The 23,337-nt window shown below is 69.0% G+C and carries 18 protein-coding genes; 8 read left to right on the top strand and 10 right to left on the bottom strand.

The genetic code is table 11. The features are described 5' to 3' along the window. Window positions 1-450: 450 nt before the first annotated feature. Window positions 451-1,362, top strand: coding sequence for an AfsR/SARP family transcriptional regulator (locus B9C43_RS46345; protein ID WP_084433698.1), 912 nt, complete (start codon window positions 451-453; stop codon window positions 1,360-1,362). Here the strand turns inward: B9C43_RS46345 and B9C43_RS46340 are convergent. Continuing rightward, complete coding sequence (locus B9C43_RS46340; protein ID WP_235039235.1) at window positions 1,347-2,429, bottom strand: NADPH:quinone reductase; 1,083 nt, start codon at window positions 2,427-2,429, stop codon at window positions 1,347-1,349. The genes B9C43_RS46345 and B9C43_RS46340 overlap by 16 nt on opposite strands. 86 nt (window positions 2,430-2,515) lie before the next feature. Between B9C43_RS46340 and B9C43_RS46335 the strand changes: the two genes are divergently transcribed. Together B9C43_RS46335 and B9C43_RS46330 are read left to right on the top strand one after the other, a co-directional pair. Beyond that, window positions 2,516-3,046 carry an SRPBCC family protein gene (locus tag B9C43_RS46335; RefSeq protein ID WP_235039234.1) on the top strand — a complete coding sequence of 177 codons (531 nt, stop codon included), beginning with the start codon at window positions 2,516-2,518 and terminating at the stop codon, window positions 3,044-3,046. 46 nt (window positions 3,047-3,092) lie between these two features. Further along, window positions 3,093-4,649 carry a class I adenylate-forming enzyme family protein gene (locus B9C43_RS46330; RefSeq protein ID WP_084433697.1) on the top strand — a complete coding sequence of 519 codons (1,557 nt, stop codon included), beginning with the start codon at window positions 3,093-3,095 and terminating at the stop codon, window positions 4,647-4,649. Window positions 4,650-4,668: 19 nt separating this feature from the next. Here B9C43_RS46330 and B9C43_RS46325 read toward each other — a convergent pair whose 3' ends face one another. The 9 genes from B9C43_RS46325 to B9C43_RS46285 all read right to left on the bottom strand — a co-directional run bounded on the left by B9C43_RS46325 (window position 4,669) and on the right by B9C43_RS46285 (window position 17,054). Further along, window positions 4,669-5,892 carry an NAD(P)/FAD-dependent oxidoreductase gene (locus B9C43_RS46325; protein ID WP_084433696.1) on the bottom strand — a complete coding sequence of 408 codons (1,224 nt, stop codon included), beginning with the start codon at window positions 5,890-5,892 and terminating at the stop codon, window positions 4,669-4,671. Beyond that, window positions 5,889-7,253 (bottom strand): FAD-dependent oxidoreductase, encoded by a 1,365-nt coding sequence (locus B9C43_RS46320; protein ID WP_084433695.1) that lies wholly within the window; start codon window positions 7,251-7,253, stop codon window positions 5,889-5,891. The genes B9C43_RS46325 and B9C43_RS46320 overlap by 4 nt, the downstream gene beginning before the upstream one ends. Further along, on the bottom strand, window positions 7,246-9,312 hold the full coding sequence (locus tag B9C43_RS46315; RefSeq protein ID WP_084433694.1) for a molybdopterin oxidoreductase family protein: 2,067 nt from the start codon (window positions 9,310-9,312) through the stop codon (window positions 7,246-7,248). The genes B9C43_RS46320 and B9C43_RS46315 overlap by 8 nt, the downstream gene beginning before the upstream one ends. Then, window positions 9,305-10,648 (bottom strand): MFS transporter, encoded by a 1,344-nt coding sequence (locus B9C43_RS46310; protein ID WP_084433693.1) that lies wholly within the window; start codon window positions 10,646-10,648, stop codon window positions 9,305-9,307. Before B9C43_RS46310 ends, B9C43_RS46315 begins: the two co-directional genes overlap by 8 nt. Continuing rightward, window positions 10,645-11,994, bottom strand: a complete 1,350-nt coding sequence (locus B9C43_RS46305) for an FAD-dependent oxidoreductase (RefSeq protein WP_084433692.1) — start codon at window positions 11,992-11,994, stop codon at window positions 10,645-10,647. The genes B9C43_RS46310 and B9C43_RS46305 overlap by 4 nt, the downstream gene beginning before the upstream one ends. Window positions 11,995-12,006: 12 nt before the next feature. Further along, complete coding sequence (locus tag B9C43_RS46300) at window positions 12,007-13,881, bottom strand: anthranilate synthase family protein (RefSeq protein ID WP_084433691.1); 1,875 nt, start codon at window positions 13,879-13,881, stop codon at window positions 12,007-12,009. Further along, complete coding sequence (locus B9C43_RS46295) at window positions 13,871-14,560, bottom strand: isochorismatase family protein (protein ID WP_084433690.1); 690 nt, start codon at window positions 14,558-14,560, stop codon at window positions 13,871-13,873. The genes B9C43_RS46300 and B9C43_RS46295 overlap by 11 nt, the downstream gene beginning before the upstream one ends. 98 nt (window positions 14,561-14,658) lie before the next feature. Next, a complete protein-coding gene (locus B9C43_RS46290; protein WP_084433689.1) occupies window positions 14,659-15,900 on the bottom strand; it encodes a 3-deoxy-7-phosphoheptulonate synthase in 1,242 nt (413 codons plus the stop codon). A gap of 2 nt (window positions 15,901-15,902) precedes the next feature. Beyond that, a complete protein-coding gene (locus B9C43_RS46285; protein WP_084433688.1) occupies window positions 15,903-17,054 on the bottom strand; it encodes an IS701 family transposase in 1,152 nt (383 codons plus the stop codon). A gap of 251 nt (window positions 17,055-17,305) precedes the next feature. Here B9C43_RS46285 and B9C43_RS46280 point away from each other — a divergent pair, with 251 nt between their 5' ends. From B9C43_RS46280 to B9C43_RS46260, 5 genes are all read left to right on the top strand, one after another. Then, the gene (locus B9C43_RS46280; protein WP_235039233.1) at window positions 17,306-18,277 is read left to right on the top strand and encodes a 4-hydroxy-3-methylbut-2-enyl diphosphate reductase; all 972 of its coding nucleotides are present in this window, start codon (window positions 17,306-17,308) and stop codon (window positions 18,275-18,277) included. A 74-nt stretch (window positions 18,278-18,351) separates the two neighbouring features. Then, complete coding sequence (locus tag B9C43_RS46275) at window positions 18,352-19,347, top strand: polyprenyl synthetase family protein (RefSeq protein WP_200826012.1); 996 nt, start codon at window positions 18,352-18,354, stop codon at window positions 19,345-19,347. Between the two features lie 19 nt (window positions 19,348-19,366). Next, window positions 19,367-21,217, top strand: a complete 1,851-nt coding sequence (locus tag B9C43_RS46270) for a 1-deoxy-D-xylulose-5-phosphate synthase (RefSeq protein WP_200826011.1) — start codon at window positions 19,367-19,369, stop codon at window positions 21,215-21,217. Between the two features lie 2 nt (window positions 21,218-21,219). Beyond that, on the top strand, window positions 21,220-22,368 hold the full coding sequence (gene ispG, locus B9C43_RS46265; RefSeq protein ID WP_051896767.1) for a flavodoxin-dependent (E)-4-hydroxy-3-methylbut-2-enyl-diphosphate synthase: 1,149 nt from the start codon (window positions 21,220-21,222) through the stop codon (window positions 22,366-22,368). Next, complete coding sequence (locus B9C43_RS46260; RefSeq protein ID WP_084433687.1) at window positions 22,368-23,318, top strand: UbiA family prenyltransferase; 951 nt, start codon at window positions 22,368-22,370, stop codon at window positions 23,316-23,318. The genes ispG and B9C43_RS46260 overlap by 1 nt, the downstream gene beginning before the upstream one ends. Window positions 23,319-23,337 lie beyond the last annotated feature (19 nt).

Below are 23,337 nucleotides of genomic sequence, written 5' to 3'. Positions count from 1 at the left end.
TTTGGCGCGTTACGCGCACTCGCCTCGCGTTCACATTTGTCATCGGCGTTTACCGGTGGTATCGCGGCGCAACCGCTTCGACGCCGAAAAACTACCGCCGGTGGTTCGAATCGCGTTCGAGACGATGTCTAAGACCCCGTCGGGCGATTTGTTGTGCGCCGGGGCGGCCAATGGTGCATTCTTGGACGCACATGAGAATCGCATACCCGGTGTATGAATTGATCATCATCGCCGCGCCGCTTCACCGGCGGTTGTCCACTTGGGGAGACAAACCGGACAATCCGATGGCAGTATGAGGTCACGACAGATCGCTGGGGCACGATCTTGCGAGGGACCGATCGGTCTACTGGGGCTCCCTGTTATCAGCCTGTGCGAGTCGGCGGGCGTGGTCCTCGGTCGGGTCCCGAGACGACACCGTGCTCACCGGCACGTACTGGAGGGGGAATGCGTATGCAGACTGATACCAGCGGTCGAGAGTCCGATCTGGAGTTCAACCTTCTCGGGCAGGTCGAGATACGCCGTGGCGCGAGAGCCTACGGCCCGACTGCGCCCAAACTGCTGCAGACGCTGGCGTTGCTGCTGACCGAGGCGGGAAAGGTGGTGCCGAGCGAGTCACTGATCAACGAGCTGTGGGGCGAGAGGCCGCCGGCGAGTGCTCAGCGGACGATGCAGACGTATGTGTACCAACTTCGCAAGTTGTTGAAGGACAACAACCTGGTGTCCACGCCGGAGCGAGTGCTGTGCACGAAGGCGCCTGGTTACCTGTTCGCGATCGACCGCTCCCAGGTCGACGAGTTCCACTTCACCCAGCTGTACGACCGGGGACGCGCGGAGATGGCGGAGCGCCGGTTCGAGCAGGCGGCGCGCAGCCTGCGGTCGGCGCTGGCACTGTGGTCCGGTCCGCCGCTGGCCAACGTCGAGCGTGGCCCGCTGCTCTCGGCCTACGCGGTGGACCTGCAGGAACGTCGCCGCCAGGCGCACAGCCTGCGGATCCAGGCCGAGATCGAGGCCGGGATGCACCGGGAGCTGATCGGCGAGTTACGGGCGCTGACCACCGCGAACCCGCTCGACGAGCACCTGCACGCCCAGTTGATCTGCGTGCTGGATCGAAGCGGCCGACGAGGCGAGGCACTGCACGCCTACCACCGGCTGCGCGCCGGGCTGATGAAGGAGCTCGGTGTAGAGCCCAGCCGCGAGCTGCAGCAGCTCAATCTGGACATGTTGTCCAACGGCTCATCCCGAAGAGCGGTCAGGCACACCGACGGCGAGCGAAACGGCACCCTGCCGCGTCCAGTGCCTCCGGACCAGGTCGGTCCGAACGACCGAGTGGTCAGATGGCCACTCGATCAAGAGATCAGATGACCCTGCGTCCCCGCGGCGTTGGGCACTAGGACCAGCCGCCGGGCGCTCAGTTCCCCTCGCTCCATCCGGATATGCGCCTTGGCGGCGGCGTCGAGCGGTGCCGTCTCCAGCGCGCGGGGACGCAGCCTGCCATTCGCCAGCAACCGGTTGATCGTGACCGAGGCCTCGGCCAGTTCGGCCGTGGTGGCGCGGGAGATGACGAAGCCGACGATCGAGCGGTCGTTCATGTACAGCTCCCCGGCCGGGAGCACCGGGCGCGAATCGGCGCCGGCGAGCAGCACTATCCGGCCGCGGTGGGCGAGCAGCCCGACCGCTTGCTCGAAGTCGTTGTGCCCCGCGGCGTCGAGATGGACGTCGACACCGTCCGGGGAGCGCTCCCGGATCCGGCGCACGAGGTCCGGATCTCGTCGGTCGACGAAGTCCGCGGCACCAAGGGAACGGCAGTACTCCTCGTCCCGGCCGGAGGCGACCGCGATGACGTGCGCGCCCGCCTCACGGGCCAGCACGACCAGCGCGCTGCCGACGTTCCCGGCCGCGCCGATCACCAGCGCGACCTCGCCCGTGCGAAGCCTGCCGTGGGTGAACAGGGCGAGGTACGCCGTGCCGGCGGGGTGGACAACCGCGGCAGCCTCGGGGAAATCAACCGAATCGGGCAGGTGGTACAGCCGGTCGGCGGGTACCACGGCCTGCTCGGCCGCCGAGCCCTGACGGCCCCCATGGCCGAGGCTGTTGGACCACACCCGGTCGCCTGGACGGAAGCCGAGCGCGGCCGACCCCACCGCGGCGACCGTGCCCGCGAGGTCACGGCCGATCACGAACGGGAAGTCGATCGGGGTCCGCCACCTGCCCGAGCGGACGAACGTGTCCACCGGGTTGACCGCGCTGGCCTCGACGTCGACCAGCACGTCGGTCGGTCCCGGCTCGGGGACGGCCAGCTTGCCCAGCCGGATGTCTTCCGCGGGGCCGAGCCGTTCTATGTAGGCCGCACGCATCGCCATGGCCACGTACTCTCGCACGACTCCGGGGCGGCGGCCGGTGTTCCGGGTGATGTTGGTCAGGTCGGGCACGCACCCGGCAGACGACCTGACCAACTCCGCGCGGATTTCCGGCGCCGACGGCCGCCGCTGACACGATGACGGATATGACGACATCGGTGACAGAGAAGACTCCGCTCTTCGAACTCCAGGCGTCCATTCCCGTCTCGGCCACGGCGGAGCAGATCTACGCCGTCGTCAGCGACCTGCCTCGAAGCGGTGAATGGAGCCCCGAGTGCCAGGGCGGGGAATGGATCTCCGGCACGCCCGGCGCGGTGGGCGCGGTCTTCAGGGGCGAGAATCTCCGCGCCGAGTCTGTGGTCGCCTGGGCGCCCCTGGTGCGCGGTACGTGGCACACCGAGGCCAGGGTCATCGCGGCCGAGCCGGGCCGGACGTTCCGCTGGATGATGCTCTCCCACGCCGGTGCGGACCAAGAAAGTATCTGGGGCTTCGACATCGAGCCTGCCGACGGGGGATGCGTGCTGGTGCACCACTTCCGGATGGGCAAGGCGACCGCGGGCATTCACAAGATCGTCGCCGATCTGGACGAAGCGGCGAGAAGGCGGTTCATCGAGGAATGGACGGCCAAGCTCGAACAGGACCTCGACGCGACGTTGAAACGCATCAAGGACGTCATCGAGCGGCCGTGAGCGCTCATTCCGCGGAAACCACCACAAGGGACAACAGGACTGGCATATGTTTCTGCAGCGCGTAAGGAACAAGGGCATCCGGCTTGGCACGCTGTTCGATCGTGCCGCCGCCCGGCATCCGGCGAGCCCGGTGATCCTCGACCACGATCTCGATGTCGCCCCGGAGCGCGGGCGACGGCTCACCTTGACCGAGGTCGCCGACATCGTCGACGACCTCGCCGCGCGCCTGTGGGCCGCGGACGTGCGCACCCGGGACCGGGTCGTGATCCACAAGACCAGCTGCTTCGACATCTCCCTGCTCGCCGTCGCGACCGCCCGGATCGGTGCGGTCCCGGTGTTGCTGTCGCCGCACCTCGACGGTGCCACGGTCGCCGAGCTGATTCGCCGGGTGGACCGGCCGCATCTGGTGACCGACGTGGCCAAGCTGAAGAACGATCTGCCGCCCTCGGTCACCGAACTGTCCCGTCAGGTGATCGTTCCCTCGGGCAGCTTCCAGGACGCCATCGACCTTTCCGGTCTCTCGGGCGCTCCGCGGGTGGCTCCGGTGACCATGCCGCCGGGCCACCCGATCATGATCACGCACACCTCGGGCACCACCGGGATCCCGAAGCTGGCCGTCCACACTGGACACACTTTCCAGTCTCGTTACCGGCCACAGGGGACGGTGGCCCGGCTGGTCCGCGGATCCGAGCCGATCGCCATCCATGTGTCCTTTGTGCACTCCCGGATGTACACGGCCATGCCCATCGCCATCCTCCAGGGGCATCCGGTGATCATCCTGGCCAACGACGACCCCGCCGACGTGGCGGACACCTTCGCCCAGGTGCCCCCTGGCCTGATCGAGGCACATCCGAACGCCTTCATGCGGTGGGAGCAGCTGGCCGACGATCCGCGCGGGCCCTTCGCCAGGGTCAAGGTCTTCAGCAGCACGTTCGACGCCATTCACCCGCGTACCGTGCACCGGCTGCTGGGTGCGTCACGCCGCAAGAATCCGCTGTACGTGCAGATGTACGGGCAGAGCGAAGTGGGTCCGATCGCCGGGCGCACCTACAGCCGCAAACGCCGCGAGGAGGCCGACGGCCGGTGCGTCGGCATGCCCTTCCCTGGCATGACGAGCGTGCGCGTGGTGAGCCGCGACGGCCAGCGGCCTTCCAAGTCCTCGCCGGGGCACATCGAGGTGCGCAGTGACGGGCGGATCGTCACCTATCTCGGCGAGCACGCACGCTGGCAGAAGCAGGTCAACGACGGCTGGTGGCGGATGGGCGACCTCGGCTACCGCACGAAGTGGGGCTGCCTGCACCTGCTTGACCGCGAGGTCGACCAGATCCCGGGAATCGAAAGCACGCTCGAGATCGAGGACAAGTTGTTCACCCGGCTGCCGGAACTGACCGAGTGCATCATCGTGCTCGACGGCGACGGTGCCGCGGTTCCGGTGGTCGCCACCAAGGACGACCAGCCGATCGATCCGAAGGCGTGGCAGACCGCGGTCGCCGACCTGCCGGCCATGAACCAGCCGGTCCACCGGCGGCTTGAGGACCTGCCGCAGACCGCGACCACGAAGATCAAACGTCTGGAGCTGGCCAAGCAGTTGCGAGGCCAGTGACAACCGAGCTGTCCTTTCCTCAGCCCGGTTCCGAGACCGGCACTCGATCGAGCAGGTACTCGGGCCGGGCTGGCAGCTCGTGGCCGACCAGGGCGGCGAGCAGGGGATAGGCGCTGGTGTTGCCGACGAGCGCGCCACCGAGCAAGGTGCGCGCGTCGGCGTCCAGCACGAACTTCGCGTAGGTACCCGCGGCGTGGTCGGTGTAGGCGAGCTCGAGCGCACCGGCGGTCCGCGCGTGCACGTCGCCGAAGCTCGCGACGTCGATGCCGAGCAGCTTGAGCTCGGTCGAGGGATCCGACCCGACGAACGCCGCATCGCCGTGGCCAGTGAGCTGCCCTGCCACGGCTTCCGCCATGCGGTAGCCGGGTGCCACCAACCCGTAGCGCCGGCCTTCGACGGCCGCACATTCCCCGATGGCCCAGACACCGGGTTCGCTGGCGCGGCACTGGCGATCGACGAGGAACCCGCCGCCTTCGGCGGTGGCCAGCCCGGCCGGCCCGGCGAGTTCGTCGCGCGGCCGGATGCCCGCGGAGAACACGACGAGGTCGGCGTCCAGCCGGGAGCCGCTGGTGGTGCTGACGCCACACACGCGGCCCGCCGCGTCGGCGTGGATCTCCGTCGCGGCGGTCGCGCAGTGCACCGGGATATCCAGTGCGCCGATGAGCCCGGCCAGGATCTGCCCGCCCGTGCCGTCCAGTTGCTGCGGCATCGGGTGCGGCGCCATCTCGACGACTTGCGGGCGCATTCCGAGTAGCCGCAAGGCGTTGGCGGCTTCGAGGCCGAGCAGGCCGCCGCCGATCACCACCCCCGGGCGGCCAGGGATCGTTGCGGCCCGGATCGCGTCGAGGTCGTCGAAGGTGCGGTAGACGTGACACCCGTCCAGATCGTTGCCCGCAACCGGGGGCACGATCGGCCGTGACCCAGTGGCCAGTACGAGCGCGTCGTAGGCGATCCCGGTGTCCCCGGCGGTCACTGTGCGCGCTCGCGGGTCGATCCGCGTGGCGGGGGTAGCCAGCCGAAGGTCGACCATCGGATCGGCCTGTGACTGCGGTCCGGTCAGCGTGAGGTCCTCGGCCGTGCGACCGTCTAAATAGGACGACAGGTTGGCTCGGTCGTAGGCGGGCCGGGGCTCTTCGGCCAAAACGATCACCCGCCAGTCGTCCGGCTCGTCCCGCCTGCGCAGCTCCTCGACCATGCGACGGCCCACCATGCCGTGTCCGACGACGACGAGCGTGCGGGTCATGCTGCCTCCATCGAATCGCGGACCCGGCGCACCTCGGATACGCACCTGCCGCAGCCGGTCGTGGCTCGCGTCGCCTCGGCCAGCGAGGGCAAGTCCCGGCATCCGCGGCGCCAGGCGTGGATGAGCGTGTCCTTCGTGACGTTGTTGCACGAGCAGATCACCGCGTGGCCAGGCAGTTCGACCGTGCCTGCCCGGCCGGGCGTGGTGCCCAGCAGCAGGGCGAGCGCGTCCGAGGGCACCGGCCGGTTCTGCTCGTACAGACGGCCGATGGTGGCGGTGGCCTCGGGCAGGCCGATCAGTGTCGCGGCGGTGATCCGCCGATCGCGCAGCAGCAGTCGCGCGTGGCGTCCGCGTCCGCGGTCGGACAGCGTCACGAGTTCGCCGTCCGTGCGGTCTGGGGATCCGATGACGGCGACGTCGGTGCCGGTGATCCTGGCCCGCAAAACGGTCCGGCTGCCCGAATAGCGGCCACCGCCACCGGTGAGCAGGCACGCCAGTACGTCGGCCTGCTCCCAGCCGCGACCGAGATGTCCCGGCTGCGCACCGCGATGCTCCGCGCAGTCGCCGATCGCGTGGATCCTCGGATCGCTGGTCCGCAGCAGGTCGTCGACCAGCACACCGTTGCCGACCAACAGACCGGCGTCGCGCGCCAGTCCGGTGTCCGGAGTGGACCCAGTGGCCAGCAGGAGAGTGTCCGCGTCGAGAACCTGACCGTCGTCCACCACAAGCGCGCCGGGCCGGTACTCGGCGGCGTTGTGCTCCAAATGCGTCGAGACTCCGAGCTGCATCAGTTGTGCGGCAAGCAATCGGCCGCCGGTCTCGTCGAGATGCTGGTCCATAGGGTACGGACCGGGATGCACGAGCGAGACTTCCCGTCCCGCCCTGCGCAAAGCGCACGCGGCCTCCACCCCGAGGACCCCACCGCCCAGTACGACGACGCGGTCGCCGGTGATCCGCCCGCAGTCGGCGATCGTCCACAACGGACACGCGCCCGCCGCGAGCTGTCCGGTACCGGTCACCACACCGGGTACGTCCGGAATCCGGGGCCGTGCCCCGGTCGCCATGACAAGCTTGTCGTACCGGTAGATCTCCCCGTCGTCGGCGCACACCAGCCGGGCCGCCCGGTCGATCCCGGTGGCGGTGACCCCGATCCGGACCCGCACCCGGGATGCGAGCAGTGGCAGGGTGAGGACTTCCGGCTCCAGCGTGCCGTCGAGCAGGTTGGTCAACAGGGCGCGGTTGTAGGCGGGGCGTGGTTCGCTGCCGAGCACGGTGATCGTGCCTTGGTGGCCTCGTTCGGGCAGCTGCTCCACGAGCCGGTGCGCCACCGGTCCGTTGCCGACCACGACCAGGTCAGTCATGCCCTGCCTCCGCAGGTCCGATCCGTACCGCGCAGACCTTGAACTCCGGCATCCGGCTCGTCGGGTCGAGCGCGGCGTTGGTGACGCGGTTCGCGCTGCCGTCGCCGGGAAAGTGGAACGGCAGGAACACGGTGTCCAACCGGAGGGTTCCGGTCAGCCGTACCCGTGCGGTCATCCGGCCCCTGGCCGAGCGGACCTCGGCGAGGTCGCCCTCACGCAGTCCGGCGAGGTCCGCGGTGTCCGGGTGCACCTCGACGAACGGCTCCGGTTCGGCCTCGGCGAGTTCCCGGATCCTGCGCGTCTGGGCGCCGGACTGGTAGTGCGCGAGTACCCGGCCTGTGGTGGCGTACAACGGGAAGTCCGGTCCGACCGCCTCGGCGGCGTCGTGGTGCTCGACGTCGACGAACCGCGCCCGCCCGTCGGGATGGGCGAAGGTGTCAAGGAACAGCCGCGGCGTGCCGGGATGGGGTTCGCCGGTGTCCGGGCACGGCCAGTGCAACGCCTCCCCGGCGTCGAGCCGGGCGTAGCTGATCCCGGAGTAATCGGCCTTGCCCCCTGCCGAAGCCCGCCGCAGCTCGTCGAACACCGCCCTCGGCGAGGTGGGATAGCGGGTCTCCGGCTCACCGAGCCGGACGGCGAGCCCGTGCAGGATCTCCAAATCGGTGCGGACACCGTCCGGTGGCGGTCGCAACCGCTTGCGGCGCAGGACCCGGCCTTCGAGGTTGGTGAGGGTGCCTTCCTCCTCGGCCCACTGCGTCACCGGCAGGACGACGTCGGCCATCCGTGCGGTTTCCGAGGGAACGAAATCGGCAACCACCAACATGTCCAAAGCGGACAGACGATCGATGACGTGCCCGGCGTGCGGCGCGGAGACGGCGGGATTGGAACCGAAGACCAGCAACCCTTTCGGCCCTCGCGCGGTGCCGAGCGAGTCGAGCAGTTCGTACGCGCTCAGCCCGGCACCGGGCAGCGTTTCCGGTGGCACACCCCAGACCTGCGCGATGTGCTGCCGGGCCAGGGGATCGGTGATCATCCGGTAGCCGGGGAGCTGATCGGCCTTCTGCCCGTGCTCGCGCCCGCCCTGGCCGTTGCCCTGGCCGGTCAGGCAGCCGTAGCCGCTGCCCATCCTGCCGGGCAGGCCGAGGGCGAGCGCGAGGTTGATGAAGGCGCTCACCGTGTCGGTGCCGTTGCTGTGTTGTTCCGCGCCGCGCCCGGTCAGTACGTACGCCGACCGCGCTTGTCCCAGCAGACGCGCCGCATCGCGCAACGCGGCCGCGGACACCCCAGTGACCTGCTCGACCCGCTCGGGCCACCATGCGATCGCGCGCCGCCGCGCGTCCTCGAACCCGGTGGTGCGGGTGCGGATGTACGCCTCGTCGCACCAGCCTCCGGTGACCACGAGATGCAACAGTCCCAATGCGACGGCCAGGTCGGTTCCCGGCACTGGCCGCAGGTGCAGGGTGGCGCGCTCGGCGGTCCGGCTGTGCCGGGGGTCGATGACGATCAGCCGGGCCCCGTCGAGGTGCCGCATGATCGGTGGCATCGTCTCGGCCACGTTCGACCCGGCGAGCAGGACCACGTCGGCGTCCCCGAGATCGGTGACCGGGAACGGCAGGCCACGGTCGAGGCCGAACGCCGCGGTGCTCGCCGCGGCGGCCGAGGACATGCAGAACCGGCCGTTGTAGTCGATGCGGCTGGTGCCCAGTGCCAGCCGGGCGAACTTCCCCAGCAGGTAAGCCTTTTCGTTGGTCAGACCGCCCCCGCCGAACACGCCGACCGCGTCCGGCCCGTGCTCGTTCCGGATCCGGCGCAGCTCGTTCGCGACGGTGTCCAGCGCGGTGTCCCAGTCGGCTGGTTTCCCGCCGATCAGCGGGGTGCGCAGTCGGTCCGGGGTGTCCAGCAGGGCTGGCGCGGTCCATCCCTTCTGGCACAGGCCACCCCGGTTGACTGGGAAGTCCGTGGGGCGTACCCGCACCGCACCGTTGTCCTGGCTCAGCTGGGTGCCGCACTGCAACGCGCAGTACGGGCAGTGCGTCACCACAGTCCTTTGTTCAAGCACGATTCCGGTCCCGCCGCAGATAAATCGCCCACGTCACGAGTGCGCAGACCCCGTAGAAACACAGGAACGACCAGACCGCGGAATCGCCGGTCCCGCTGGCCAGGTATGCGTTGCGGAACGCCAGGTTGACGGCGACGCCGCCGAGCGCGCCGACCGCGCCGGCGATTCCGATCACCGCCCCGCACAGCTGCCGGGCGCGGGCGAACGCCTCGGGGGCGCCGAGGCCTGAGGTGATCGCGTTCTCCGCCTCCCGCGCGAAGGCCGTCGGGATCATCTTGTAGACCGACCCGTTGCCGATCCCGCTGAGTACGAACAGCGCGGTGAACCCGCCGACGAACAGACCGAACGACTGCTGCGCGGATGCCACCAGGAGCACGGCGGAACCCGCAGCCAGCAAGAGGAAGATCCACAGGGTGACCCGGGCGCCGCCCCACCGGTCGGACAGCAGCCCGCCCACCGGGCGGGCCAGCGAGCCGAGCAGCGGACCGAGGAAGGTGTAGCCGGCGGCCTGCGCGGCGTTGGCCCCGAACTGGTACTGCAGCACCAGGCCGAAGGCGAAGGCGTAGCCGATGAACGAGCCGAACGTGCCGATGTACAGCAGGGAGATCCACCACGTGTGCCGGTTCGCGACCGCCTCCCGCTGGGCACCGGGCCCGGCGGGAGCGATCGCGATGTTGTCCATCGTCAGCGCGGCCAGCAGCGTGGCCAGCACGATCAGCGGCAGGTAGACGGCCGCGACATAGGCCGGATTCGTGCTGCCCGCGGTCGCGATCACGAGCAGACCGACGATCTGCAGGGTCGCGACGCCCAGGTTGCCGCCCCCGGCGTTGAGCCCGAGGGCCCAGCCTTGCATCCGTCGCGGGAAAAGTCCGGCCACGTTGGTCATGGACGAGGCGAAGGTGGCGCCGCCCACCCCGGCCAGCGCGGCGATGAGCAGGAACACCCAGAACGGCGTGCCCGGCTGCGACACGAAGTACATCGCCAGCACCGTCGGCACGAGCAGTATCGCGGTGCTGAACACCGTCCAGCTCCGGCCACCGAACCGGACGACCGCGTAGCTGTACGCCGGCCGCAGCAGGGCACCGACCAACGTCGGAGTGACCACGAGCAGGAACTTCTCGCCCGCGCCGAAGCCGAGCCCGATGGCCGGGGACATGAACAGCACCAGGATCGACCAGATGCTCCACACCGAGAAACCGATGTGCTCACAACAGATCGACGCGATGAGGTTGCGCCGTGCGATCCGCTTTCCGCCGTGCTCCCACCGCGGACGGTCCTCCGGATCCCACTCCCGGACCCACCGATCCTTCGCCTCCCTCGCCGCGGTCGCGGTCATGACGGGGACACACCTCGCAGTGACGCGGCGGCACGAACCCCGGAGAGCATCGCGGCTTCGGTGGTCGGCGAGTTGAAGTAGTCGCCCGCGAAGGTCACCGGCGGTGCCTGGCGGCGCGTCAGCTCGGCGGACATCCGGTACCGGCCGGGCGCCGGAATCGGGAACCCGTAAGGACGTTCGGCGATGTGGAAGGGCTCGGGGTCGGCAGGGAAATCCGGCCACAGCGTCTTCAGCAGCGGGGTGACCGCGGCGAACTGTTCCTCCGTGGGGCGGCCGAGCAACCGCCTGGTGTTGGCCCGGCCGGGGTAGGCGAAGACCAGGAGCTTGTCCTTCGGCCGCCCGTGCTCGTCGCGTACCTGGCGCGGATAGGTGATCATGTTGCGCAGCGGCGGATCCTCCGGCCCGCCCGCGACGATGTGGGCCTCGGAGGGCAGGCTGCCCGCGTCGACCAGGTAGGTGACCGACAGGGCCGGTTCGTACTCCTGGGTCTCCAGGAACTTCCTGGTCTGGCCGTTCACGATGTCCGGGCCCAGCGAGGCGGTGAGCTTGGCGGCGATCGGCGCGGGCGTCGCGACGACGAGGTCGTCGACGATCTCGGTCACCGGTTGGCCGTCCGCGTCCGACGCGGTGATGTGGATCTTCCCACCTTCGCTTCGGATGTCGGTCACCTCGTGGCTGAGCCGGAGGTCGGCGCCCTCGGCGTTGCGTTCGGCGAGCGTCTCCATGCCGTTGCGCAACACGTAGAAGTTCGAACCGCCCATCCAGGCCAGCAGCGCCCTGGCGTGGACCGACGCGATGTCCTCGCAGGCGAAGTTCCAGAACCCCTCGATCTGCGGCCGCAGCAGGTAGTCGAAGGCCCGCTTGGACATCCGCGAGTGGCCGTAAGCGGTGGCCGTGGTCCCGTCGTCGTGCGGTGCGGAGCGCAGCGGGTCGAACAGGTCGAAATGCTTGCGCCGGGACACTTCGCGCAGGGTGTTGATCAGGAACGCGATCCGGTCGCGAAGCGGGACGTGCCGGTAGGAAAGCAGGCTGGCGGGCGAGTCCGAGGACAGTCCCACCGGCTTGCCGTGGTCACTGATGTAGACCGTGCTCGAGATCTTCATGAGCTGGTCCTCGAGCCCGTATTCGCGGATCTGCTCGGACATCAGCCGGTAGAAGCTGACGTACATGAGGTTGATGCCGACATCCGGTTCGATTTCCGGCCGGTGCCAGGAACGCGCCCGGCCGCCGAGCCCGTCGGCCGCCTCGAAGAGCACGACCTCGCGCCCGGCCTTCACCAGCTCCCTGGCCGCGGCGCAACCGGCCATTCCGCCACCGATGATCGCGGTTCGTACCCGACCGGGCATGGGGGTTACCTCCTAGTTCAGCAACTGTTCGATGAACTCACCGACGATGTCCGGCCCGTCGCGGGTGAGCAGGGACTCGGCGTGGAACTGCAGGGACACGAAATGCGGGCCTCGCAAGGCATGCACGTCATCGGTTTCCGGATCACGGCTCACTTCGACGACGCCGACGGCCGTGTTCTCGATCTTGTCCTCTGTGCTGCGGGCGGTGAAGGAGTTGTAGAAACCGACCAGCCTGCGCTGCCCGAAGAGCTCGATCCACCGCTGCAGTCCCTGATTCGGCACATCCAGCGCGGCGAGCTCGAACCCGAGCCAGCCGGCGAGCACCTGGTGGCTCAGGCAGACCGCGAGGAACGGCCTGCGCTCGGCGATCAGCCACCGCGCGGACTCCAGCAGGCGGGCGATGCGGGGATCGTCGGTGTCGCGCGGATCCCCGGGGCCGGGACCGAGGACGACGAGGTCGTAGCCGCCGAGCTCGCCGGGTTCGTCGAAGCGGCGTACCGCGACGGACATTCCGGTGGCCCGCAGCTGGTAGGCGAACATGGCGGTGAAGGTGTCCTCGGCGTCCACGACCAGCACGCGGCGCCCCGCTGCGCCCTCCGGCCCGCCCCGGTCGCCTGCCAGCCAGAACCCGGAAACGTTGGCGTTGCGCCGATCCAGCGCGGCGCGCACGGCCGGGTGCTCGCCGTATCTGACCGCCGAACCCGCGTTCAGCGCGCCCCGCAGCCCGGCCACCTTCGCCTTCGTCTCGGCCACCTCGGCGGCCGGATCGGAGTGGCGCACCAGTGTGGCGCCCGCGCCGATCCGGACGCGCCCTTCGCGGTCGATGTCCGCGGTCCGGATCAGGATGGTGGAGTCCAGCGTGCGACCCCCGTGCTGGTCGCGGCCGATGAGCGCGGCGACCCCGCTGTAGTAGCCCCGGCCGTACGGCTCGTAGCGGCTGATCACCCGGCACGCGTTCTCCAGCGGGCTGCCGGTGACGGTCGGAGCGAGCAGGGTCTCGCGCAGGATGTCCCTCGGGTCGCTGTCAGTGCGGCCCTCGATGAAGTATTCCGTGTGCGCGAGCCGGGCCATCTCCTTGAGCCGCGGCCCGGTCACCTTCAGCCCGGTGTCGCAGATCCGGGCCATCATCTTGAGTTCCTCGTCGACGACCATGTAGAGCTCGTCGGTTTCCTTGCGGTTGTCGAGAAAACTCAGCAACCCCGCCAGGGTCGGCCCGGAGTCCGGGTAGCGGTACGTCCCGCTGATCGGGTTCATGCTCGCCACGCCGCCGTGCAGGCTGACGTGCCGCTCCGGGCTGGCACCGACGAACGTGCGGTCGCCGGTGTGCACGAGGAACGTCCAGTAGGCCCCGTATTCACTCGCCAGCAGGCGCCGGAACAAGGTCAGTGCGCTGCCGAGGGTGTACCCGGTGATCTTGGCGACGAAGGAGCGCTTGACGACGAAGTTGGAGCCCTCGCCGCGGCTGATCTCGTTGGCGATGACCTTGCGCACGATGTCGGCATAGGTCTCGTCGGGCACGTCGAAGTCGCCGTCCGACACCTGGATGCCGTTGTCCGGAACCCAGGAGAGAAACGCGGGAACCTCAACGGTGCACTGCCCGGTGACGCTCATCGCGAGCAGCGGTTCGTCGTCGTCGACGCAGGCGAATCCGCGTTCCCGCACCTGCCGGTAGGGGATGATCACCAGAGTGTCGTGCCGTAGCTCGCCCGGCCGCTCTTCCTTTTGCGGCAACGGGATCTCGGCGAGCGAGTCCGGTTCGGACATCTCGCCGACGAGCAGCTCGATGGGCGCCGATGTACTGATGCCCGCGCTCGCGCCCGGCCGGTGCAGCAGCGCGAACGCGGGTGGAGGGGACCCGGCCAGCAGGCCGAGCAGATCAGCCGTCATGGGCGGTCCTTCCCGGTCCGCCCGCACCAGCGCTCACCGGCGAAGCTGCATCGAGTTGGGAGATCAACTGCCCGGTCGTGCCGACGACAGCGCACCGCTGGGCTCCGTAGGCGAGCGCCATGCGGTGCTCTTCAGCGGAGAAGTCGGCGAGTGCGTCGGCGGCGAGGAACGGCTGGATGTCATGGGTGAACGCGTCTATCGCGGTCGCCAGCACGCCCACGTGCGCGTACACCCCGCAGACGATCAGCTGGTCCCGCTCGTGTTCGCGGAGCAGCCGCAGCAGTTCGCCGCCGAAGAACGCGCTGTAGCGCCATTTGGTGAGCAGCCAGTCGTCCGGTGCCGGTGCCAGCTCCGGCAGCACGTCCCGGTCGGCGGGGTCGGTGCCCATTCCGGGTCCCCAGAAGTCCTTGAGCAGCCCACGCTGCTGCTCGGTCATCCCGCCGGGCTGCGCGGTGTAGGCGACTGGAATCCCGAGTGCCGCGCAGTGGTCCCGCAGCCGGGCGATGTTGGCCACCAGTTGGGTGAGCAGCGGTCCGGGCAGTGGCCGGAGGAAGTAGCGCTGCATGTCGTGCACGAGCAGGACGGCACGGTCCGGTTCCGCGACCCAACTGGCGATGTTGCCGGGCAGCTCGGTCGCCCCCGGTAGCGGGTAGGGCTCGATCTGCGGAATTCCTGCCATGGTGTACCCCGTCACCTCGCTGTTTGATTCGGCGCAGTCTTTTTCGGCACTGTCGTTTTCGGCACTGTCTCTTGTGGTGCTGTGTCATTGGTGTTGTGTCATTTGGCCCAGGCGGACACGACGGAAACGGCCTGGCTCGGGTTGAGCCGCGGATCGCACAGGCTGGTGTACTTGGTGGTGACCTGATCGATCTGGTGCCGGTTCGCCACGCATTCGGTGACGTCGTCCGGCGTGGCCTCCAGGTGCAGGCCGCCCGCCTTGCCGCCGCCGGCATCGCGCACTGCTGCGTGGAAGTGCCGTACCTCTTGCACGATCGCCTCGACGAAACGGGTCTTCAGCCCCGCAGGCGTGTTCAAGGTGTTGCCGTGCATGGGATCGCAGAGCCAGATGACTGGGTGTCCTGCCACCCGCACCGCGGAGACCAGTTCGGGCAGCCGATCGGCGACGACGGCGGCGCCCATCCGGGCGACCAGGGTGAGCCTGCCCGGTTCGCGCCACGGATCGAGGTGTTCGCACAGCGCCAGCACCTCGTCCACCGTCGCTTCAGGACCGACCTTGCACGCCACCGGGTTGACGACCTCGCTCAGCAGCCGGACATGGGCCCCTTCCGGTTGCCGCGTCCGTTCCCCGATCCACGGCCAGTGCGTGGAGGCGAGCAGCATCCGGCCGTCCTCGTCCCGTCGCAGCAACGGAAGCTCGTAGTCGAGCAGCAGCGCCTCGTGGCTGGTCCACATTGGAGGCTCAACCTCGTCGTCGCGGGATCCCAGCCAGCCGAGGTGGGTCATCACCTGGGCCGCGGCGTGGTAACCGAGCAGCATGTGGCGGGGGTCGGGCTGGCGGACCGCGGGATCGGGCTCCGGGCGGTTGACCATGTGCCCGAGGTAGGTCGGCATTTCCCGGCCGCCCACCCGTTCGGTGGGGCGGGAGCGCGGTTTGCTGAACTGGCCCGCGATGCGCCCGACGCGCACGACCGGCTGTTCGGTGGCGATCGACAGGACGCTGGCCAGCAGCTCCACCAGCTGGGCCTTGCGGGCGACGTCGTCGGCTGTGCATTCGGCGGGATCCTCCGCGCAGTCGCCTGCCAGGATCACCTGCGCCTGGCCGTTCGCGACCGCCGCCAGCCGGGCGCGCAGCAGCCGCACGTCGTCGCCGCGCACGAGCGGCGGTTTCCCGGCGAGTTCCGCCCGTACCTCGGGCAGCCGGGGATCGCTGTCCCAGCCGGGCTGTTGGCGTGCGGGCCGGGAGCGGATACCCAGCGGATCTCCCTCGGCGGGGTCGCCCGCCTGTGCGGGGGCGAAGGTGTGCACGGATGTCGTCGGCGAACCGGTGCCCCTGACCATGCTCAGGACGCCAGCTCGATCGGCCGTCGCGCCGCGCCGGGAATCACGACCGCGGCGTGTGCGGCTGACGCGAGCGTGACGTGCCGGTGCCAGCCGTCGTGGGACCTGCCGGAGTAGTCACGGACACCCACTGGTTCGGCGATCTTGGTCAGGTCGTGGTCGACCCGGCGGGCCGAGCGGCTCAGGTTCGGCACCGCGGTGGCGTGGCGGGGCCCAGGGCCGGTCAGCCACAACTCGGCCGGGTCCCGTTGCCCGTCTTGCCAGACACCGACGAGGCGCAACTCCCTGCCGGGCAAGGCGACGTCGCCGGGGACACCCACGCTGACGGAGGACACGGCGCAGCTCGCATGCGGGCGCCCGCGTTCCTGGTCGACGCGAACGACCGGCCGCCGCCATTCGCGTGCGGCCCGGATGATCGCTCCGGCGGTCGCCGTACCGGCGTGCAGCCCTGTGAGGCGCGGGTCGGCGACCGTCAGCCGGACACCTTCAGTAATCCTGCCCACGCACCGCATCCCTTCCGCGTGCAACCGGCTCACGATGCCGGCGGTGTCGAGGTCGGGCGCGTTCACCACGACCGGAAGGCTGGGCAGTTCCCAGTCCGACTCCAGCTCCCGGCAGGCGTTGGCCACGCAGTCGGTGATCTGAGATTCGGGCAGGTGCAGCCGCCAGTTGAGCGGCACGCTCGACCGTGCCGATGCCGCCCATATCCCGATGGCCAGCTGCGCGTTGAGCACCCTGCCGTGGTCGCTGGAGTAGTACCTGTGCACACCAGCTGACCGATCCCCGAACTTCGGGATCGTCATCGGGCGCACCACCCACGCGGACGGCGCGGTCACCCGGGTCACGTGGTGGGCGAGCGCTCGGCGCATCAAGCTCCAGTCCCAGGTCGAGCCGGACACGAAGTGGTGCAGGCTCTGCTGGACGCCGTTGCCGCCGAGAGCCGCGGCCATGTTGCGGGCCGTCTTGCGCCCCGGCGTGCCGAGCAGGCCACGTAGGTATGCCATCGCGTTGCGGTGCTGATCCCGGCGGGGCAACGCGATGAACAGAGCGTCCCGAAGGTCGTCGGGGATCGCGTCGTCGCCGTCCGGCCGGACGCAAGCTGGTGTGCTCCGCCGGCCCGAGCCCGCGTGCGGTAGCTGTTCGGTGGTTCTCACGAGAGCCTCCCGTGGGGCCGCTGCGGGAGGGGCCCTCCGGCAACCGCCACCCGCATTGGTCGGTCGCCTCAACCTTAGGAATGCCGAACACGCGGATTAAATGACAATCGCATGGCAAGAAATAGCTCTACCGGTTTCGGCGCGTGGCTACTTCCTGCTATCCGAATCGTGCCGGGTTGACCTGGTCGCGGCCGCGCCGGAAACTGAATAAGTCACAAGATGCCATCGGCCATGGTTCTTCAATTATTTCGGTGAACCAGAAGCGGAGCGAGATGGGACGCAAAAAGAAGGTACTTCTCGCGGAACCGCGTAGCTTCTGCGCGGGCGTGCGCCGGGCGATTTCCATCATCGAACTCGCCCTTGAACAGTACGGGCCGCCCGTGTACGTGCGGAAAGAGATCGTGCACAACCATTACGTGGTGCGGCAACTGGCCGCCCGCGGGGCCCGCTTCGTCGATTCCGAGGACGAGGTTCCCGAGGGGGCGATCTGCGTGTTCTCCGCGCACGGTGTTTCACCACAGGTGCGGCGGAACGCCAAAGCGCGGCGGCTGGACGTGATCGACGCGACCTGCCCCCTGGTGTCCAAAGTGCACCAGGAGGCCCTCCGCTTCGCCAGGGACGACCGGATCCTGCTGCTGATCGGGCACGACGGGCACGAGGAGGTCGAGGGAACACAGGGGCACGCCCCTGACCGGACGTTGCTCATCCAGAACGTGCAGGACGCCGAGCAACTCGACCTGCCCGCTGACGCACCGGTCGCCTACCTCACGCAGACGACGCTTTCGGTCGACGAGACCCGCGACATCGTCGAGGTGCTGCGGCGCCGGTTCACCGACCTGCGTGGCCCCGGCCGGGACGACATCTGTTACGCCAGCCAGAACCGGCAGGACGCGGTCAAGGCGATGGTTCCGCACAGTGACCTCATTCTCGTGGTGGGGTCCCGTAACTCGAGCAACTCCGTCCGGATGGTCGAGGTGTCCCGGCGGCTCGGCACGCCCGCCCAGCTGGTGCCGGACGTGACCGAATTCGACCCCGGCTGGCTCGAGGACGTGTTCACAGTCGGGGTGACCGCGGGGGCGAGCGCTCCCGAGATTCTCGTCGAAGAACTGCTCGACCGGCTGGTCGAATTCGGGTATTCCGAGGTGGAACTGGAACACGTGGCCGACGAGGATGTCACGTTCTTGCCGCCTGCCCGGCTCACCGGTCCGACATCACAAGGTTGACGCGATTTCAAGGCAGGGAAACCGGTATGAATCGGATGGTGACGGATAGCCCCCGGGAGTTACGTCTCGAATTGATGGAACGGGTCGAGACGCGGCTGAGCGGGTTTCTGGCGGCCGAGCGTGAGAAATGGGCCGCGGTGGATCACCGGGGCCCGACCCCGGTGGACGCGGTCGCCGCGCTCGTCGACGTGGGCGGCAAGCGACTGCGGCCCGCGTTCTGCATCAGCGGGTTCCTCGCCTCGGGGGGTGACCAGGACGACCCGACCATCGTGGACTGCGCGGCGGCTGTCGAGTTCGTGCACACCGGCGCGCTCATCCACGACGACGTGCTCGACGCGGCGGACCTGCGTCGCGGGCACCCCACCGTGCACAACCGGCACAGCCTCGAGCACGCGGCCAAGGGCTGGCGCGGCGAGCCGCGCAGGTACGGCGAGGGCGTGGCGATCCTGGCCGGTGACCTCGCCACCGTCTACGCGGCCCGGTGCGCCGCGGCGTTGCCGCCGCAGGCCGCTCGGGTCTGGGGCGAGTTGCTCACCGAGGTCCAGATCGGCCAGTACCTGGACATGGCGGTGGCCGCCGAGTCCGTGATCGACCCCGAGCTGTCCCGGTGGATCGCGATCTGCAAGTCCGGCCGCTACAGCATTCACCGTCCGCTGCTGCTCGGAGCCGCGCTCGCCGGGCGGGCCGACCTCGAACCCGCGTTCGAGGCCTATGGCGAGGCGCTCGGCGAGGCGTTTCAGCTGCGGGACGACCTCATCGACGCCTTCGGCAGCACCGCCGCGGCGGGCAAGCCCGTCGGGCTGGATCTCGTCCAGCACAAGATGACCCTGCTGCTCGCGCTCGCCGCGCGGCAGGACCAACGAGTCCGGGACCTGGTCGCGAAACCGGAGTGGGACGTCACCGCACTGCGTGAACGGCTGCTGGAGATCGGCATCGCGACCCGGCTCGAGCGCCGCATCGATCGCCTCGTGGCCCACGCCCGCGGCGCGATCGCTTCGGCCCAGCTCGAACCCGGGTGGCGCGATGAGCTGACCGAAATGGCGATGACCGTGGCCTACCGGGACCGCTGACCAGGCGCCCCAAGGAGTGATGAACGTGCCTCTGCTGCCCACGATGTATGGCCCCGCGCGGCTACGCGAACTGACCGTGGCCGAGTTGTCCGAACTCGCCGGGGAGATTCGCGAGTTCCTCATCGACCGGGTGTCGGCCGCCGGCGGCCACCTCGGTCCGAACCTCGGTGTCGTGGAGCTGACCATCGCGCTGCACCGGACGTTCGACTCCCCGCGCGACAAGCTGTTGTGGGACACCGGACACCAGGCCTACGTGCACAAGATGCTCACCGGACGGCTCGACGGCTTCGACAAGCTGCGCAAGTCGGGTGGCCTTTCCGGCTACCCCAACCCGGCCGAGTCCGAGCACGACCTCGTCGAGAACTCGCACGCCTCCACCTCGTTGTCCTACGCCGACGGCCTGGCGAGGGCCAATGCCTTCCACGGCCATACCGACCGGGCGGTCGTCGCGATCATCGGCGACGGGGCACTGACCGGGGGAATGGCCTGGGAGGCGCTGAACAACATCGGCGGAGAACCGCGGCGGCCGCTGATCATCGTGCTGAACGACAACGAGCGCTCGTACGCCCCGACCACCGGAGCCGTGGCCGAGCACCTCGCCGAACTGCGGGAAGGCCGGCCGGTGGAGTCGGTGTTCGAGCAGCTCGGACTGTCCTACCTCGGCCCGGTCGACGGGCACGATCTGGATGCCCTGCTGGACGTTCTGCACCAAGCGCGCGAGCAGGGCGGGCCGGTGGTGGTGCACGTCCGTACCGAAAAGGGCCGCGGCTTCGTGCACACCGAGAACAACGAACTCGACCGCGGGCACGCGATCAAACCGATAGACCCGCGCACCGGCAAGCCCTTGAAAGCGTCGACAGGGCGGTCCTTCACCCAGATCTTCGGCGAGGAGATCGTCAAACTGGTGCGGGCGAGGCCGGACATCATGGCGATCACCGCGGCGATGATGGAACCGACCGGTCTGCTGACGCTGCAACGCGCCTTTCCCGACCGCGTCATCGACGTGGGCATTGCCGAGCAGCACGCCGTCACCATGGCGGCCGGCCTGTCCATGGGCGGCATCCATCCTGTCGTCGCCATCTACTCCACGTTCGTCAACCGCGCGTTCGATCAGCTGCTGATGGACGTAGCGCTGCACCGCCGTCCGGTGACCTTCGTACTCGACCGCTCGGGAATCACCGGCGACGACGGCCCGAGTCACAACGGCATGTGGGACATGTCGGTCCTGCAAGTGGTTCCTGGCTTGCGGATCGCCGCCCCGCGCGACGGCACCCGCCTGGCCGAACTGCTCGCCGAGGCCGTCGAGTGGTCGGAGGGACCCACCCTGGTCCGGTTCCCGAAGGGGCCTGCGGGCGACGACATCCCGGCCGTCGCCGATTTCAACGGCGTGGACGTGCTGCGCCGCGTCGGCTCACTCGACGTCCTGGTGGTGTCCATCGGCGCGCTGGCCCCGGTCGCGATCGAGGTGTCGGAAGCGTTGCGGGCGCAGGGAATCGGCAACACGGTGGTGGACCCGCGCTGGGTGACACCGGTACGGCCCGCACTGGGGGATATCGCGCGCAGGCACCGGATGGTGATCACGGTCGAGGACAACAGCCGCACCGGCGGGGTTGGATCGACTATCGCCCAAGCACTTCGTGACAGCGGGGTGACCACGCCGTTGCGCGAGTTCGGTATCCCGCGACGCTTCCTCGGCCACGGCTCGCGCGCGGACGTGCTCGCCGCGTGCGGCCTGACCGCGCGGGACATCTCTCTCGCGGTGACCGAGCAGATGGCCGACCTCGCGGCACCGCCGGACCGCACCGATCTGGACGAACTGGACTCGGGTTTGCTGCATCTGCTGCAGGCACACCGCAACAAGGAGGAATAGCGATGGTGGTCCTCGGAATGCCGACGACCAGAACCGGAACCGCGCCGCGCCGCCGGACTCGCCGGATCATGGTCGGGTCGGTGCCCGTCGGTGGGGACGCGCCGGTGTCGGTGCAGTCGATGACCACGACGCTGACCGCGGACGTGAACGCGACGCTGCAGCAGATCGCGGAGCTGACCGCGGCCGGATGCCAGATCGTCCGGGTCGCCGTGCCCAGCGCCGACGACGCCGCGGCTTTGCCTGCGATAGCGAAGAAGTCACAGATCCCGGTGATCGCGGACATCCATTTCCAGCCGAAGTACGTCTTCGCCGCGATCGACGCGGGCTGTGCGGCGGTGCGGGTCAATCCCGGCAATATCAAGAAGTTCGACGACCGGGTCGGGGAGATCGCCAAGGCTGCCGCCGATGCGGGGATCCCGATCCGGATCGGGGTGAACGCGGGTTCGCTTGACCAGCGGCTGCTGGAGAAGTACGGGAAAGCGAACGCCGACGCGCTGGTCGAGTCCGCACTGTGGGAGTGCTCGCTGTTCGAGGAGCACGGGTTCACCGACCTGAAGATCTCGGTGAAGCATCACGATCCGCTGGTGATGATCGCGGCGTACCGCAAGCTGTCCGCCCGGTGTGACTACCCGCTGCACCTCGGGGTCACCGAGGCGGGCCCGGCCTTCCAGGGCACGATCAAGTCGGCACTGGCCTTCGGTGTCCTGCTGGCCGACGGAATCGGCGACACGATCCGGGTGTCGCTGTCGGCTCCGCCGGTCGAAGAGGTGAAGGTCGGCATCCAGATCCTCGAGTCACTCGGGTTGCGGGAGCGCAGCCTGGAGATCGTGTCCTGTCCCTCGTGCGGCCGGGCGCAGGTGGACGTCTACACGCTGGCCGAGCAGGTCACCGCGGCGCTGGACGGCTTCAAGGTGCCGCTGCGGGTGGCCGTGATGGGCTGCGTGGTCAACGGGCCCGGCGAGGCCAGGGAAGCCGACCTCGGGGTGGCGTCGGGCAACGGCAAAGGCCAGATCTTCGTCAAGGGCAAGGTCGTCAAGACCGTGCCGGAGTCGCAGATCGTCGAGACCCTCATTGAGGAAGCGATGCGGCTCGCCGAGGAGATGGAGGGCAGCGACGCCGTCGAAGCCCTTGCGGGAACGGAGGAATCGTGATGACGGCGCAGGTCTCGCCGGTGACCGGCGCCGTGTCCGCCTACGCGCGGCTGGTGAAGTACCGGTTCGTCCTGGACTTCCTGCTGTGCCTCATCGTGGGGTGGACGGCGCTGGAAGTCTCCTCCCGGCTCACCGGCGACACCCTGCTGACCCTGCTGTTCTTCGCACTCGGCGAGATCGGCGTGCTGTCGGCGGTGATGGCGCTCGACGACGTCACCGGTATCGAAGACGGCAGTGACGACGCGAACTACCTCGGCACCGACCAGACAGCGTTGCGCCCGGTGAAACGCAAGCCATTGCTCACCGGTGAGCTGACCGTGCAACAGGCACGCCGGTTCGGTTACCTCGCCCTGGCCTGGGGCGCGGCATGGTGGGCCCTCGCGATCGCGTACACACCGCACGAGTCGCTGTGGGTCATCGTCGTCACGGTGCTGCTGCTGGTGCTGAGCGTGCAGTACTCGTGGGGCCTGAAGCTCAGCTACTACGGCCTCGGCGAAGCGGTGCTGCTGTACTCGGCGTCAGCGTTCGTGCTGGCGCCGTACGGTCTCGTGACCGGCGAGCTGAACACGCTGATTCTGGTGGAAGCCCTGCTGTTCGGCTTCGGGCAGCTGCTGATCGCCGGATACTCCAACACCAACGACATCAGCGGTGACGCCGCGGTTGGCCGCCGTACGGTGGCTGTGCTGACCTCGCCATTGGGCAACCGGGTGTTCCTCGGCGCGTTGACAACGGCCAACCTGCTGGTGGTCGTCGTTCCCGTGCTGGCAGGCCTGTTGCCGTGGTGGTGGCTCCTGGTGCTCGCCCCGTTCATGGCCGTCCGATTGCTGCAGTACGGCGCGTTCTTGCGCAACGGCGACCCCCTCATCGCGCGCGGCCGTGGCATCACCGCGTTCCGGACGGTCGTCGCCTGCATGATCGTGTTCAACCTGCTGCATCTCGGCTTGTGGTGATCGCCTCTTCTCTATGGGG

This window comes from Kibdelosporangium aridum (assembly GCF_900176515.1).
In the GTDB taxonomy this organism is placed as follows: domain Bacteria; phylum Actinomycetota; class Actinomycetes; order Mycobacteriales; family Pseudonocardiaceae; genus Kibdelosporangium; species Kibdelosporangium aridum.
This window is presented reverse-complemented; position numbering and strand designations above follow the sequence as displayed.